The sequence below is a fragment of the Streptomyces sp. NPDC092370 genome (assembly GCF_044755265.1).
Classification (GTDB): Bacteria; Actinomycetota; Actinomycetes; order Streptomycetales; family Streptomycetaceae; genus Streptomyces.
The window spans coordinates 305,706-320,294 of sequence record NZ_JBIVQO010000008.1 but is presented as its reverse complement, the minus strand read 5'-3'; the positions used below and the strand labels follow the sequence as shown (position 1 = coordinate 320,294).

The following is a 14,589-nucleotide window of genomic DNA, read 5'->3' as shown; positions in this document are numbered from 1 at the left end:
ACCGCACTGTGACGGTTGTGCCTGCCGGGACGGGAGACAACCAGATGCCGAACAGCGGCGTACAGACGGCGAGCCGGTCGCTCAGCCCGTGGCCTTGTACGTCGCCGCTGCCTGCTCGTACAGCCGCGTCACCTCGTCCCGCTCGGACTCCGGGCCGCGCACCTGTACGACGTGGTAGCGCCCGTCGACCAGCATCGCGAGGTTGCGGACGAACAGGTCGCCCCCGTTCCCGGTCCAGGTGAACTGTCCCTCGGCCATGGTCCGCCCTCCCACCTCGATCCTCTTCAGGCCGGTGGAGGTGGCCCAGCTGGAGTCGCGGTACGGCTGCAACTCGCGCTCCGACTCCCGCTGGTAGGCCATCGGATCGCTGCCGTACTCCGACGCGCTGTCCCGGCCCGCCACCACGATCAGCTCGAAGCCGCCCTTGGAGTAGACGACCTGACCGCTGCCGTTGCGCGGTGCGCGGTCCCAGCCCTTGGCGACGGCGACCTGGAAACCGGCCGAGTCCTTGCGCAGTGTGAAGCCGTCGGCGACGTCGGGGCCGGTGGTCTGCGTCTCGGTGGTGCCGGCCGACGACGACGGACTCGTCTCCGGCTCGGGCGAGGTCTGCTCGGGCCGGGGGTCGCTGCTGGCGTCGGGCTCGGGCGCCTGGCTCACCTCACCGGCGGCACCGGTGCGGTCGGCGCCGTCCGCGCCCTCGGTCCCCGACTTGGGCATGAAGAGCATGGCGTAGGCGATCGCCGCGGCCATCGCGAGCAGCACCAGCAGGAGCAGGGTGCGGCCGAGCCGGCCCGGTGAACCGGACTCCTTCTTCGCCCGCTTGTGCCGCCCGTGGTGCGCGGGCAGCCCGGCCTTCCGCCTGCGCACGAGTTCACCCCGGCGCCGTACGACGGGCAGCCGGCCGGGATCCACGGGCGGCGCCGGGACGACGTGCAGCCCGGCCTCCGGCTCGGGCGCCGAACGCACCAGCGAGCGCAGCCAGCCGCGCACCTCCTCGAAGTCGAGGCGCTCGGTGGGGTCCTGGCGCAGCAGCGACTCCACCACCGGCCGCAGCGGACCGCACTCCTCGGCGTAGGCGGGCGGCTCCGCGCACACCATCTGCACCAGCTCGGCCGTCGACTCCTCGGGATAGGGCGCGTGTCCCTGCACGGACCTGAAGAGCAACGCGCCGAGCGCCCACAGGTCGGTCGCGGGGCCGATCGGTGCGGCCAACTGCCAGTTCTCGTGCACGGGCCCGGCCTGCTCCGGCGCCCAGCGCTCGGTGACGGGCCCGACCACGGCCATCCTCGCCTGCCGCGCCCGCTCGGCGGCCAGCGCCGTCGCCGGACCGCGCCGGGGGGCGGGGGTGTCGGCGACCAGGTCGTCCCATCGCGTGGACTCGCCGTGGGTTGCGGTGTCCGGGGCCGGCGGGAGTGCCGTCTGCTCCCGGCCCTGCGGCGCGGGCCCGCCACCGGTCGCTCCACGGGGCGTCGCACCGTGCCAGCCGGTCGTCCGCGGGCTGCCGCCCACGCCGTAGGGGTCGGCGATCCGCCCGGGCGGCTGGGACCCCGGGGCCGCGCCCTGCCCGGGGATGTACGGGGCATGCGCCGATCCGTTGCCGTAGGGCGCGACACCACCGTCGGGGGCGGGCCGTGCGCCGGGCAGTGCCGCCCGCTCGCCCTGCTGTGCCTCCTGCACCCGCGCCGCTGCCCGGGCACCGGCGCGGTAGGCCGCGATCGCCCCGGCACGCGCCGCCCGCGGGTCCCCGCTCTCCTCCACCGCCTTGCGCGCCGGCACCACCGATCCACGACCGGGGCCCTCACCCCCGGCCGAGGGCAGGACCCTGGACTCCCGGGCCTCTATGGCGGCGCGCCGCGCGGCCTCGGGATCACCCGCGCCCCCGACGCCGCCGACCGGCCCGGAACGTCCCCCGACGCCATGGACCGGTCCGGCGCCGCCGCCTTCCTGCCCCGGCCGCTGCCCGGACTCGTCGAAGGCCGCGTCCGGCACCGGGTCGTAACCGCACAGCGCCTCCTCGGCGGCGCCCACCGCCAGCCCGGTCAGCATCACCCGGCCGTCGTCGCAGACGAGAACCGTCCGCGCGGTGATGTTGCGGTGCACCCAGCCGTGCGCGTGCAGCACTCGAAGGGCCATCAGTACGTCGGAGGCGACTTCTGCCGCCCGGTACGGCGTCAGCGGCTTCTCGGCGAGCAGCGCCGCCAGCGGACGCGCCGCCACCAGCTCACTGACGATCCAGAGCGAACCGCCCTCGGCGAACACGTCGAAGACCTGGTCGAGTCGCGGATGGTCGGGAATGGCCGCCGCGGCCTGTGCCGCCTCGACCGCGCGCCGCACGACCGGATCCGTGGGCCGCCGCACGCCCGGCCGTGCGCCCACACGCCCCCCGGGTCGCCGCGCACCACCGTCACGTGCCGTGAAACCGTCGGGCAGCCCCTCCGCGTCGAGGACCTCCGCCTCGACCACCTCCGGCAACGGCACCTGTCGGACCAGGACTTCCTGTCCGCTGTAGGTGTCGAAGGCCCGGGTCTCGGTGAGTTCGTACTCGTCGGACGGCGGCAGCGGCAGGCGGTAGCGGTCGGCGAGTACCCGGCCCGCGTAGTCGTCCACGTTGCCTCCCCCGGCAGCCCGGTCGGTCACATCCGTTCGCCCCGCGGTCCGATTCGGCTGCGCACGGTCCGCAAACATTTACGATACGTGCCACAGGCAACCCGCATTGCGGGGATGCCAGATCTCACTCCCCAAACCCGGGGCGCCTCATGCTCAGGACTTGGGTTCGAAGGTCTTCGTGAGCGTCCGCCACGTCTCCTTGCGCGACTCGCCGTCCCAGCCGGCCGCCTTGGCCGTGTACATCAGCGCGTACCCCTGCCGGTCGTCGACCACGAAACCGCGGTCGATCGTCCGGTACCGGGTGCCCCCGTCCGTGTAGGTGAACTCCCAGTCGGCCGTGTTCCAGCCGCGGTAGTCCACCTTCTCTATACGGATCTTCTTGTACTGCGCGCGCTGCATGTAGCGCTCCTGGCTCTTCCAGTCCGCCACCGGGTCTCCCTTGGGCGTGGACGTCCAGGCGATGAGCAGCTTCTGCCCGTCGGGTCCGGTGAAGCGGTCGCCCGCCGCGCCCGTGGACTGGTACTTCCAGCCCTTCGGCAGACCGATCGAGTACCCCTGGTTGCCCCGGTGAGTCGACTCCGCCGCGGTGCCCTTCCCGCCGCCGGAGCCGCCCTCGTCCGCCGAGCCGCTCGTCTGGCCGCTCGGCGTGCTGTTCGAGGCGGACCCGGGCGGCGCGGGCTGGGTCTCCGCACCGTCCGTGTGTGTGCCGTCGCTCTCGTCGCCCTTGGTGTCGGGACTGCCCGGCGCGGTGGCGGCGGGCTTCCCACCGCCCTTGCCGGAGGCACCCTTCGAACCCTCGTCGTCACTGCCGAAGGCGAGGGCGAGGACGGTGCCGATCACGGCCAGCACCACCACCACGGCGATGATCAGCAGAGTCCGCCGCGGTACCACGTCGGTGAGCGGCGCACGGGCCACGGGCCTCGGCGGCATGTCCGGCGGCGGCACGACGGGCCATCCCGAACTGCGCACACCCGCGGCCGTCTTCGATTCCGTCGCGCCCCATGCGCTGCCGCCGGCAGTCGCACCCGAGCCCGACTGCGCCACCGACGCACCCGCGTCGTCCCCGGTCCGGTCCGCACCGCTGTCCGGCTCGGAGGGGTCCTCGCCCGCCGCAGGTGAAGAGGCGGCAGCCGTACCGGACTTGGCGGCGAGCGCGCCCGGTCCCGCAGCGGCCTTGCGCACGGAACGCAGTGCTCCGCGCAGCCGCTCCCCGGCCTCCTCCCCCCGCTTGCCTGCGGCCCCCGCCGAACTCCCCTTGCCCGAGGACCTGTCCGGCTGCGCCGGCAGCGGCACGACCTTCGTCGCGTCCATGGGCTCCGGCTCGGCCTTGTCCGGCGCGCGCAGGACCGAGTTCAGCATCGCCCGGGCGCCCGTGTCGTCGAGCCGCTGCTCGGGGTCCTTGGTGAGCAGTCCGTAGATGACGTCCTTCAGCGGGCCCGCGTTCTTCGGCTCCTCCAGCGGCTCGGTCATCACAGCCGTGAGAGTCGCTATGGCCGACCCCTTGTCGTACGGCGGCGCACCCTCCACCGCCGCGTACAGCAGCCCGCCGAGGGACCACAGGTCAGCCGCCGGGCCCGGCTTGTGACCGCGTGCCCGTTCCGGGGAGATGTAGGAGGGCGCGCCGACGAGCATGCCGGTCGAGGTGATGGACGGGTCGCCCTCGACCTGGGCGATGCCGAAGTCGGTGAGCACGACCCGGCCGTCCTCGGCGATCAGCACGTTGGACGGCTTCACGTCACGGTGCAGGATTCCCTCGCGGTGGGCGGACCGCAGCACGTCGAGGACGGCGAGCCCGACCTCGGCGGCGCGCTTGGGTTCGAGGAGGCCGTCCTCCCGGATGACCTCGGCGAGCGACTTGCCCTCGACGAGCTCCATCACGATCCAGGGCCGGTCGTCCTCCTGGACGACGTCGAAGACCGTCACGGCGCTGTTGTTGCGGATGCGCGCGATCGCCTTGGCCTCGCGCAGCGTCCGTGTGATCAGCCGCCGCTTCTCCTCCTCGTCGATGTTCGACGGGAACCGCAGCTCCTTGACGGCGACCGTCCGCCCGAGGGTCTCGTCCTGGGCCCGCCAGACGGTGCCCATGCCTCCGCGGCCCAGCACCTTGCCCAGTCGGTAACGCCCCGCGAGGAGACGCTCCCTGTTGTCCTGACGAGTGTCCTGACGAGATGTGCCCGCCCGCTTCGCCTCCGACATGCGTCCCCTCATACAACCCGCCCTGACAGAGCCTCCATTGTCTCTCACCCGACAAGTGCCCGGCGCCCAGGGGCCCCCTGGTGAACACCCACGGCCCCGCCCCCCGGGAACCCGGGTGCGCCACGCCCCGCGCGGCCTTGCATGATGGGCCCTCACCAGGGAGGAAACCGTATGCCGCCGATTCGGACATTGCTGGCCCTGCCGGTGGCCGCCGCCCTGTTCGGTCTGCCCCCGGCCGACTCGTCGGCCCTGTCGATGCCGCGCACCGACGCGGTGCTGCCGCTGCTGGTGACGCAGGGCCGAGTCCCGGCCGCGGCCCTGCTGGCCCGGGAGGGGACCACCACCCGCTACGCCACCGCCGGTTCGGGAATCGCCCGGGCGGACCGTTTCCGCGCCGGCAGCATCACCAAGACGTTCATCGCGACGGTCGTGCTGCACCTTGCCGCCGAGCACCGTCTGTCCCTGTCCGACACGGTGGAGCAGCACCTGCCCGGCGTGGTGCGAGGAGCCGGCAACGACGGCCGCGCGCTGACCCTGCGCTCCCTGCTCACCCACACCAGCGGCCTGTACGACTTCACCGCGGACACCGGCGGAACCGTGCCCGTCACACCCCGTCAGGCCCTGGGTCTCGCTCTCACCCACCCTCCGGCCGAACGCGGCCGCTTCTCCTACTCGAACACCAACTACGTCCTGCTCGGCCTGGTCATCCAGCAGGTGACCGGCCACTCGTACGCCACGGAGGCCGAGCACCGCATCATCACCCCCCTGCGTCTGACGGGCACCTCCTTCCCCGGATCCCGCTCCTCGCTGCCCTCTCCGCACGGCCGCGCCTACGCCGCCGACGGAACCGACGTCACCGACCTCGACCCTCGCGTGGCGGGCGCCGCGGGCGAGCTGGTGACCACCCTCGCCGATCTGGACCGCTTCTACACAGCCCTGCTCGGGGGGCGTCTGCTGCCCCCGCACTGGCTGCGCGAGATGCTCGACACCCGTGCCGCACAGGGCGCGTACGGCATGGGTCTGTTCCCCGAGAGGCTTCCGTGCGGACTCACGGTGTGGGGGCACAGCGGGCACATATCCGGCAGTTACGTGCGCACTGCGGCCACCGTCGACGGCCGGCGGGTCCTCACCTTCCGCGTGAACACGGATGCGATCGCAGACCCCGGTCTCGAACCCGCGGTGCTCGCCGCCGAGTTCTGCCCCCGCACCTCGTAGAACGACCCGGTTCCGAACGAGGATCCCGTTTCCCGACACTCGTTGGGGTGATGTGTCCGGCAGGACCCGTCAGGGTCCCAGCGGCACGATGTCCGGCGCCCCCAGTCGCGCCGCGTCCGCGGTCAGGTCGTCCGGCTGGCGCTGCGACTCCCGCTCGGCCTCCACCCGCTTCCGGTAGTGCTCGACCTCGCGCTCGATCTGGTCCTTGTCCCAGCCGAGCACGGGCGCCATCAGCTCCGCGGCGTCGCGAGCGCTGCGGGCACCCCGGTCGAAGGTCTCGATCGAGATGCGCGTCCGCCGTGTCAGCACGTCGTCCAAATGCCGCGCCCCCTCGTGGGAGGCCGCGTAGACGATCTCGGCGCGCAGATAGTCGTCGGCCGCCACCAGGGGTTCGCCCAGGGACGGGTCCTCGGCGATGAGCTCGAGGAGCTCCTCGGTCAGCGTCCCGTAGCGGTTCAGCAGATGCTCGACCCGGACCACGTGGAGACCGGTCCGGGCGGCGATCCGCGCCCGCGCGTTCCACAGCGCCCGGTAGCCCTCGGCGCCCAGCAGCGGCACGTCCTCGGTGACGCACTCGGCGACGCGCATGTCGAGTCCGTGCACCGCCGCGTCCACCGCGTCCTTGGCCATGACCCGGTACGTCGTGTACTTGCCGCCCGCCACGACGACCAGCCCGGGCACCGGATGCGCCACGGTGTGCTCGCGCGACAGTTTGCTGGTGGCGTCCGACTCGCCCGCGAGCAGCGGCCGCAGGCCCGCGTACACGCCCTGGACGTCGTCCCTGGTCAGCGGCACCGCGAGCACCGAGTTCACATGGTCCAGCAGGTAGTCGATGTCCGCGCTGGAGGCGGCCGGGTGGGCCTTGTCGAGGTCCCAGTCGGTGTCGGTGGTGCCGACGATCCAGTGCCGGCCCCAGGGGATGACGAACAGCACGGACTTCTCCGTGCGCAGGATCAGCCCGGTCGTGGAGTGGATCCGGTCGCGCGGCACGACCAGGTGGATGCCCTTGGACGCGCGGACGTGGAACTGGCCGCGCTCCCCGACCATCGCCTGGGTGTCGTCCGTCCACACACCGGTCGCGTTGACCACCTGCTTGGCGCGGATCTCGTACTCGCCGCCCGCCTCGACGTCCTGCACCCGGGCGCCGACGACCCGCTCGCCCTCACGAAGGAAGCCCGTCACCCGCGCGCGATTGGCGGCCTTCGCGCCGTACGCCACCGCCGTGCGCACCAGGTTCGTCACGTACCGGGCGTCGTCCATCTGCGCGTCGTAGTACTGCAGCGCGCCGACCAGCGCGTCCTTCTTCAAACAGGGGGCGACGCGCAGGGCGTGAGAGCGGGTCAGATGGCGGTGCATCGGCAGGCCCCGGCCGTGCCCGCGGGCCATGGACATGGCGTCGTACATCGCGACGCCCGATCCGGCGTACAGCCGCTCCCAGCCCTTGTGCTGCAACGGGTACAGGAAGGGCACCGGTTTCACCAGATGCGGGGCGAGCCGCTCCAGCAGCAGACCGCGCTCCTTCAGGGCCTCGCGGACGAGCGCGAAGTCGAGCATCTCCAGATACCGCAGGCCACCGTGGATGAGTTTGCTGGACCGGCTGGAGGTGCCGGACGCCCAGTCCCGTGCTTCGACCAGACCTGTGGACAAACCCCGGGTCACGGCGTCGAGCGCGGTGCCCGCACCGACCACGCCTGCGCCCACGACCAGCACATCCAGCTCGCGCTCGGCCATGGATGCGAGTGACTCGGCGCGCTGCGCCGGTCCGAGTGTCGCTGTCCTCACCGCTGCCTCCCGCTCATCGGTAGCGCCGGCCGCACCCGTCGGGTGAGACCCCGCCCGTATCCCCCTGCCCAGATTCTGACCGCGTTGCCCGACTTCAGCCACCACGGATCCGCAGCCTGTGGACAACGCTCACGGAACACTCACCGAAACTCGGCCGAGCAATCCCGCATATCGGTCATATTTACTCCTAGTCTGACATTGCGCTCGCCCGTCCTGTCCACAGGGCTTGCGCACCTGTCCCACTTCGGCTATCGGGAAGGACGGCCACGCCATGCCCGCAGATCTCGCCGTCATCGGACTCGGCCCGTACGGCCTGCCCCTGGCTCAGGCCGCCGTCGCCGCCGGCATCCCCACCATCGGCTACCGGACCGGACCCGAGGCGGGCTCGCTCAGCCCCGCCGAACTGCGCCGGATGCTCTCGGGGGGCTTCCGGCCGACCAGCGACCCGGCCGAGCTCGGCCGGGTGCGCACCGCGGTCATCTGCGCGCCGACGCCACACGGAGCGGACGGCGGGCTCGACCTGAGCCAGCTGGAGGTGGCCGCCCGGACCCTGGCCGCCCGTCTGCGCCCGCACACCACCGTGATCCTGGAGTCACCCGTGCGCCCGGGGGCGACAGAGGAGTTCCTGTGTCCGCTCCTCGAAGAGGGCTCCGGTCTGCGCGCGGGCCGCGACTTCCACCTCGCGTACTCCCCCAGCCGGGTCGACCCCGGCAACCGTGACGTCACGCCCGCCACCACGCCCAAGGTCATCGGCGGCCTCACCCCGGCCTGCACCGAGTCGGCCGCCGCGTTCTACGGACGGCTGACCGACAAGGTGGTACGCGCGCGTGGCCCCCGCGAGGCGGAGACCGTGCAGCTGCTGGAGACCAACTACCGGCACGTGAACATCGCCCTCGTGAACGAGATGGCCGTCCTCTGCAACGACCTGGGCGTCGACCTCTGGGACGTCGTCCGCTGCGCGGAGACCAAGCCGTTCGGTTTCCAGGCCTTCCGCCCGGGTCCCGGCGTCGGCGGCCACTCCGTGCCCCAGGACATGACCGCCGTCGGTGGCCGCGGCCTGCGCATGGTGGAACTGGCCCAGCAGGTCAACCGTCGTATGCCCGGCTACGTCGTCCAGCGCGCCGCCACGCTCCTCAACGAACACGGCAAGTCGGCCCGCGGTGCCCGGGTGCTCCTCCTCGGCGTCACCTACAAGCCCGACCTCGCCGACCTCCAGGGCACCCCGGCCCAGGAGATCGCCCTGCGCCTGCTGGAACTGGGTGCCTCGGTCAGCTACCACGACCCCCACATCCCCGCCTGGAGCGTCCTCGACCGCCCCATCCCCCGCGCGGACTCCCTCTACGAGGCAGCCGCCGACGCCGACCTGACCATCCTGCTCCAGCAGCACCGCACGTACGACCTCCAAGGCCTGTCGGTGAAGGCCCAGCTGCTGCTGGACACGCGGGGCGCGGCGCCCACGGGGGCGGCGCATCGGTTGTGAAGGGGGGCGTGTGGGGTGCGTGAGCCCTGGTGGCATGCGCACGCCGCGCGGGCACCTTACGGACACAGGTGGAGCCCACCGCAGCGGTCACTGCGGCAGGCTCCTGGAGGGATCACGGAGTGTGCGCCCCTGCTTCTCATGGGGGCGGCCGCTCACCATCCGAAAATCCGCAAGATCCACCTCCTCCGGCACTGCACCGTCCGACGACGGAGTCGGTCCCGGCGAGTGGGCTTGCGGTGACGTCCCATGGGCGCCCCCTCCCACGACGCCGCCCATTGACCCGGTGGACGGCACGTCGGACTTCGGGCCGGGCCCCGAGGGCGGGGTCCGGACCGTGTCCTTGGAAGGGCGCACCGAGAAGAACCCGGGCGCCGATCAGGGACCAGCGCCTCGAAACCGTCTTCCACGGGGCCGAACAGCCGAAGGCAGCCATGCGCTCCCGACGGCAACACGCGCCCCTCGAGGCCGGTGGACATGCGAAAGGGCCCGGCCACTCCCCCGAGTGACCAGGCCCTTCTCGGCTCCGGGACCGCCTACCGCCGGTGCTGCGAGTCCGCCACCGTCACCTCGACGCGCTGGAACTCCTTCAGCTCGCTGTAACCGGTCGTGGACATGGCCCGGCGCAGCGCGCCGAAGAGGTTCATCGAGCCGTCCGGCGTGTGGGACGGGCCCGTGAGGATCTCCTCCAGGGTGCCGACCGTGCCGAGGGCGACCTTCTTGCCGCGCGGCAGCTCCTCGTTCACGGCCTCCATGCCCCAGTGGTGCCCCTTGCCCGGACCGTCGGTCGCACGGGCCAGCGGGGAGCCCATCATGACCGCGTCGGCGCCGCAGGCGATCGCCTTGGGCAGGTCGCCGGACCAGCCGACACCGCCGTCGGCGATCACGTGCACGTACCGGCCACCCGACTCGTCCATGTAGTCGCGGCGGGCGGCGGCCACGTCGGCGACCGCCGTCGCCATGGGGACCTGGATGCCGAGGACGTTGCGCGTGGTGTGCGCGGCGCCGCCGCCGAAGCCGACCAGCACACCGGCCGCGCCGGTGCGCATCAGGTGCAGGGCCGCCGTGTACGTGGCGCAGCCGCCGACGATCACCGGGACGTCCAGCTCGTAGATGAACTGCTTCAGGTTCAGCGGCTCGTGCGCGCCGGAGACGTGCTCGGCGGAGACCGTCGTACCGCGGATGACGAAGATGTCCACGCCCGCGTCCACGACGGCCTTGGAGAACTGCGCGGTGCGCTGCGGGGAGAGCGCGGCGGCGGTGACGACGCCGGAGTCGCGCACCTCCTTGATGCGCTGCCCGATCAGCTCCTCCTTGATGGGAGCCGCGTAGATCTCCTGCAGACGGCGGGTCGCGGTCTCCGAATCCAGCTCGGCGATCTCGTCGAGCAGCGGCTGCGGGTCCTCGTAGCGCGTCCACAGGCCTTCGAGGTTCAGCACGCCGAGGCCGCCGAGCTCGCCGATGCGGATCGCGGTGGCCGGGGAGACGACCGAGTCCATGGGGGCGGCCAGGAAGGGGAGCTCGAAGCGGTAGGCGTCGATCTGCCAGGCGATCGAGACCTCCTTCGGGTCCCGCGTACGGCGGCTGGGGACGACGGCGATGTCGTCGAAGGCGTACGCCCGGCGGCCGCGCTTGCCGCGCCCGATCTCGATCTCAGTCACGTCTGTGGCCTTTCCCTGATGCGTTGCAGCGTCTTCCAGTATCGCCGACGGGCACGGCGAGGGCGGCCCCGGATGCTCCGGAGCCGCCCTCGGAAGACCGGGCCGCTACTTGTTGCGGCTGTAGTTCGGTGCCTCGACCGTCATCTGGATGTCGTGCGGGTGGCTCTCCTTGAGACCCGCGGAGGTGATCCTGACGAAGCGGCCCTTGGTCTCCATCTCCTCGATGGAGGCGGCGCCCACGTAGCCCATCGTCTGGCGCAGGCCGCCGACGAGCTGGTGCAGGACGTTGGCCAGCGGACCGCGGTAGGGCACCTGGCCCTCGATGCCCTCGGGCACGAGCTTGTCGTCGGAACCGACCTCGGCCTGGAAGTAGCGGTCCTTGGAGTACGACTTGGCCTGGCCGCGGGACTGCATCGCACCGAGCGAGCCCATGCCGCGGTACGACTTGAACTGCTTGCCGTTGATGAACTGCAGCTCGCCCGGGGACTCCTCACAGCCGGCGAGGAGACTGCCCAGCATCACGGTGTCGGCGCCGGCGGCCAGGGCCTTGCCGATGTCGCCGGAGTACTGCAGGCCGCCGTCGCCGATCAGCGGGATGCCCGCCGGACGGGCCGCGAGGGACGCCTCGTAGATGGCGGTGACCTGCGGGACGCCGATGCCGGCGACCACACGGGTGGTGCAGATCGAGCCCGGGCCCACACCGACCTTGATGCCGTCGACGCCGGCGTCGATCAGCGCCTGGGCGCCGTCACGCGTGGCGACGTTGCCGCCGATCACGTCGACACCCACGCTCGACTTGATCTTCGCCATCCAGCTGAGCGCGTTGCTGTTGTGGCCGTGCGAGGTGTCGACGACCAGGAAGTCCACGCCCGCGCCGGCCAGCGCCTGGGCGCGCTCCAGGGCCTCGGGGCTGGCGCCCACGGCCGCACCGACGAGCAGCCGGCCCTCGGCGTCCTTCGCCGCGTTGGGGTACTGCTCGGCCTTGACGAAGTCCTTGACCGTGATGAGGCCCTTGAGGACACCCGCGTCGTCGACCAGCGGAAGCTTCTCGATCTTGTGGCGGCGCAGCAGCTCCATGGCGTCGGCACCGGAGATGCCGACCTTGCCGGTGACCAGCGGCATCGGCGTCATGACCTCGCGCACCTGACGCGTGCGGTCGGTCTCGAAGGCCATGTCGCGGTTGGTGACGATGCCGAGCAGCTTCTTGTTGCCGTCGGTGACCGGGACGCCGCTGATGCGGAACTTGGCGCACAGGGCGTCGGCCTCGCCCAGCGTCGCGTCCGGGTGCACCGTGATCGGGTCGGTGACCATGCCGGACTCGGACCGCTTGACGAGGTCGACCTGGTTGACCTGGTCCTCGATGGAGAGGTTGCGGTGCAGCACGCCGACGCCGCCCTGGCGGGCCATCGCGATCGCCATGCGGGACTCGGTCACCTTGTCCATCGCCGCGGACAGCAGTGGGATGTTCACCCGGACGTTGCGCGAGATGCGGGACGAGGTGTCGACCGCGTTGGGGAGCACCTCGGATGCACCCGGCAGCAGCAGCACGTCGTCGTAGGTCAGCCCGAGTGTCGCGAATTTACCGGGCACTCCGTCGACGTTGGCAGTCATGACACCTTCCCCAAATGGCCTTGATCGGTGCGGATGTCCATGCTAACGGGAAGCGCGGCTGTCTCATTCCACGGTTCCGCCTGGCTCCGGGCCTCGTATGTTCGTACGGAAGCGGCGCACCGCCTGTTCAACAGAAGGGTCGTTGCGGCAGGACTACTGCTCGGCCAGCGCCCGCAGCCGGCTCAGCGCCCTGTGCTGGGCCACTCGGACCGCACCGGGTGACATTCCCAACATCTGGCCGGTCTCCTCGGCCGTCAGCCCCACCGCGATCCGCAGCAGCAGCAGCTCCCGCTGGTTCTCGGGCAGGTTGGCCAGGAGTTTCTTGGCCCACTCCGCGTCACTGCTGAGCAGGGCGCGCTCCTCCGGGCCGAGGGAGTCGTCGGGGCGCTCGGGCATCTCGTCGGAGGGGACGGCCGTCGAGCCGGGGTGACGCATGGCCGCGCGCTGCAGGTCGGCGACCTTGTGGGCGGCGATGGCGAAGACGAACGCCTCGAAGGGGCGCCCGGTGTCCCGGTAGCGGGGCAGTGCGAGGAGCACCGCCACACAGACCTCCTGGGCGAGGTCCTCCACGAAGTGCCGGGCGTCGCCCGGGAGGCGGGACAGACGGGTGCGGCAGTAGCGCAGGGCCAGCGGGTGGACATGGGCGAGCAGGTCGTGCGTCGCCTGCTCGTCCCCGTCGACGGCGCGGTGGACGAGCGCACCGATCGAGCCCTGGGCATGGGCCGCCTCGTCGTCGCGCATCGGTCCATGGTGCCTTGCGGCCACCGGGTCCGCGGCACCGCGCCCGTTGTTGTGCACCGAAGCGTTATGAGCAGGTGCGCCGGCACTCATCCCCTGCGCCCTCCCCTTCCGCTCGACCGACTCGTCCCCGAGGAACTCCACACCCTCAAGGATGCGGCATCCGCGGCGAAACGAGCATCGGGCCTCCGGCGGACCGCCGGTCCACCCGCGCCCACCTGGCCTTCCATGCCCTCACCACGACCGCTGGGGCCTGCCGTCCGGATCAACCCGGGGACGTGGACCCTCGCCTGTGCCCTCCCGCGCTCTCGACCTCGCTCGGGCAGGGGCGGTTCCCCGCCGGCGCCGCCGTCGGCCGCCGGCTCCGGTCCGCGCGTGTGCGGCTCGCGCGGGGGCATCCATGTGCCCCCGCTCTCCGGTCCTGGCCGGAGGCCGCGCGGCGTCGAAGCCGGCCCGATCCGAAGGACAGGCCCTAGCGCACCAGACCCCACCGGAAGCCGAGCGCCACCGCGTGGGCCCGGTCCGAGGCGCCGAGCTTCTTGAACAGGCGCCGGGCGTGGGTCTTGACGGTGTCCTCGGAGAGGAACAGCTCGCGGCCGATCTCCGCGTTGGAGCGGCCGTGGCTCATGCCTTCGAGGACCTGGATCTCACGCGCCGTGAGCGTGGGCGCGGCGCCCATCTCGGCCGAGCGCAGCCGGCGCGGGGCGAGCCGCCAGGTCGGGTCGGCCAGGGCCTGGGTCACCGTCGCGCGCAGTTCCGCGCGGGAGGCGTCCTTGTGCAGATAGCCGCGGGCACCGGCGGCGACCGCGAGGGCCACACCGTCCAGGTCCTCGGCGACGGTGAGCATGATGATGCGCGCACCGGGGTCGGCGGACAGCAGCCGACGGACCGTCTCGACGCCGCCCAGTCCGGGCATGCGCACGTCCATCAGAATCAGGTCCGAGCGGTCGGCCCCCCAGCGGCGGAGGACTTCCTCGCCGTTGGCCGCCGTCGTCACGCGCTCTACGCCGGGCACGGTCGCGACCGCACGACGGAGCGCCTCTCGGGCAAGCGGGGAGTCGTCGCAGACGAGGACGGATGTCATGACCGCCCTCCGCAGCTGATGCACGTCACCTTGAGCCTCCAGGCTGGTACGAAATCGTCACCTGTGCGGTCGACCGTCTCGGACGCCCGTCCGAGCGCTTGTTGCTTCAACCGCCTCGCACTCTCAACGACGGTCACTCGAAAGAGTTACGGGGCCGGCTGCCATCTTCGGCACTCTACGTGAGGGGTCGGACACGGTGCTGATATGCGCAGCAGACC

General features: G+C 72.0%; 9 protein-coding genes. 2 read left to right on the top strand and 7 right to left on the bottom strand.

Annotation, left to right across the window (positions count from 1 at the left end; all coding sequences use genetic code 11):
- Positions 1–81 precede the first annotated feature (81 nt).
- Together ACIQHQ_RS25080 and ACIQHQ_RS25075 are read right to left on the bottom strand one after the other, a co-directional pair.
- Complete coding sequence (locus ACIQHQ_RS25080; protein WP_402615239.1) at positions 82–2,607, bottom strand: protein kinase; 2,526 nt, start codon at positions 2,605–2,607, stop codon at positions 82–84.
- 153 nt (positions 2,608–2,760) lie between these two features.
- Positions 2,761–4,803: a serine/threonine-protein kinase gene (locus ACIQHQ_RS25075; RefSeq protein WP_402615236.1), complete on the bottom strand. Its 2,043-nt coding sequence runs from the start codon at positions 4,801–4,803 to the stop codon at positions 2,761–2,763.
- 171 nt (positions 4,804–4,974) lie between these two features.
- On the opposite strand from ACIQHQ_RS25075, the gene ACIQHQ_RS25070 reads away from it, so the two are divergent.
- Entirely contained in the window at positions 4,975–6,018 is a 1,044-nt protein-coding gene (locus ACIQHQ_RS25070) for a serine hydrolase domain-containing protein (protein ID WP_402615234.1), read from the top strand.
- 69 nt (positions 6,019–6,087) lie between these two features.
- Here the strand turns inward: ACIQHQ_RS25070 and ACIQHQ_RS25065 are convergent, their stop codons facing one another.
- On the bottom strand, positions 6,088–7,800 hold the full coding sequence (locus ACIQHQ_RS25065; protein ID WP_402615231.1) for a glycerol-3-phosphate dehydrogenase/oxidase: 1,713 nt from the start codon (positions 7,798–7,800) through the stop codon (positions 6,088–6,090).
- Positions 7,801–8,071: 271 nt separating this feature from the next.
- Between ACIQHQ_RS25065 and ACIQHQ_RS25060 the strand changes: the two genes are divergently transcribed.
- Positions 8,072–9,280 carry a nucleotide sugar dehydrogenase gene (locus ACIQHQ_RS25060; RefSeq protein ID WP_402615228.1) on the top strand — a complete coding sequence of 403 codons (1,209 nt, stop codon included), beginning with the start codon at positions 8,072–8,074 and terminating at the stop codon, positions 9,278–9,280.
- Positions 9,281–9,813: 533 nt separating this feature from the next.
- Here ACIQHQ_RS25060 and ACIQHQ_RS25055 read toward each other — a convergent pair.
- From ACIQHQ_RS25055 to ACIQHQ_RS25040, 4 genes are all read right to left on the bottom strand, one after another.
- A complete protein-coding gene (locus ACIQHQ_RS25055) occupies positions 9,814–10,938 on the bottom strand; it encodes a GuaB3 family IMP dehydrogenase-related protein (protein WP_402615225.1) in 1,125 nt (374 codons plus the stop codon).
- A 105-nt stretch (positions 10,939–11,043) separates the two neighbouring features.
- Entirely contained in the window at positions 11,044–12,549 is a 1,506-nt protein-coding gene (guaB, locus tag ACIQHQ_RS25050) for an IMP dehydrogenase (RefSeq protein WP_361308638.1), read from the bottom strand.
- A gap of 153 nt (positions 12,550–12,702) precedes the next feature.
- Entirely contained in the window at positions 12,703–13,290 is a 588-nt protein-coding gene (locus tag ACIQHQ_RS25045; protein WP_402615221.1) for a sigma-70 family RNA polymerase sigma factor, read from the bottom strand.
- A gap of 469 nt (positions 13,291–13,759) precedes the next feature.
- A complete protein-coding gene (locus ACIQHQ_RS25040; protein WP_003948568.1) occupies positions 13,760–14,371 on the bottom strand; it encodes a response regulator transcription factor in 612 nt (203 codons plus the stop codon).
- Positions 14,372–14,589 lie beyond the last annotated feature (218 nt).

Excerpts from the sequence above, each read along its gene's own strand:
- guaB (WP_361308638.1), bottom strand. The coding sequence starts at position 12,549 with ATGACTGCCAACGTCGACGGAGTGCCCGGTAAATTCGCGACACTCGGG.
- ACIQHQ_RS25070 (WP_402615234.1), top strand. The coding sequence starts at position 4,975 with ATGCCGCCGATTCGGACATTGCTGGCCCTGCCGGTGGCCGCCGCCCTG.
- ACIQHQ_RS25075 (WP_402615236.1), bottom strand. The coding sequence starts at position 4,803 with ATGTCGGAGGCGAAGCGGGCGGGCACATCTCGTCAGGACACTCGTCAG.
- ACIQHQ_RS25040 (WP_003948568.1), bottom strand. The coding sequence starts at position 14,371 with ATGACATCCGTCCTCGTCTGCGACGACTCCCCGCTTGCCCGAGAGGCG.
- ACIQHQ_RS25045 (WP_402615221.1), bottom strand. The coding sequence starts at position 13,290 with ATGCGCGACGACGAGGCGGCCCATGCCCAGGGCTCGATCGGTGCGCTC.
- ACIQHQ_RS25060 (WP_402615228.1), top strand. The coding sequence starts at position 8,072 with ATGCCCGCAGATCTCGCCGTCATCGGACTCGGCCCGTACGGCCTGCCC.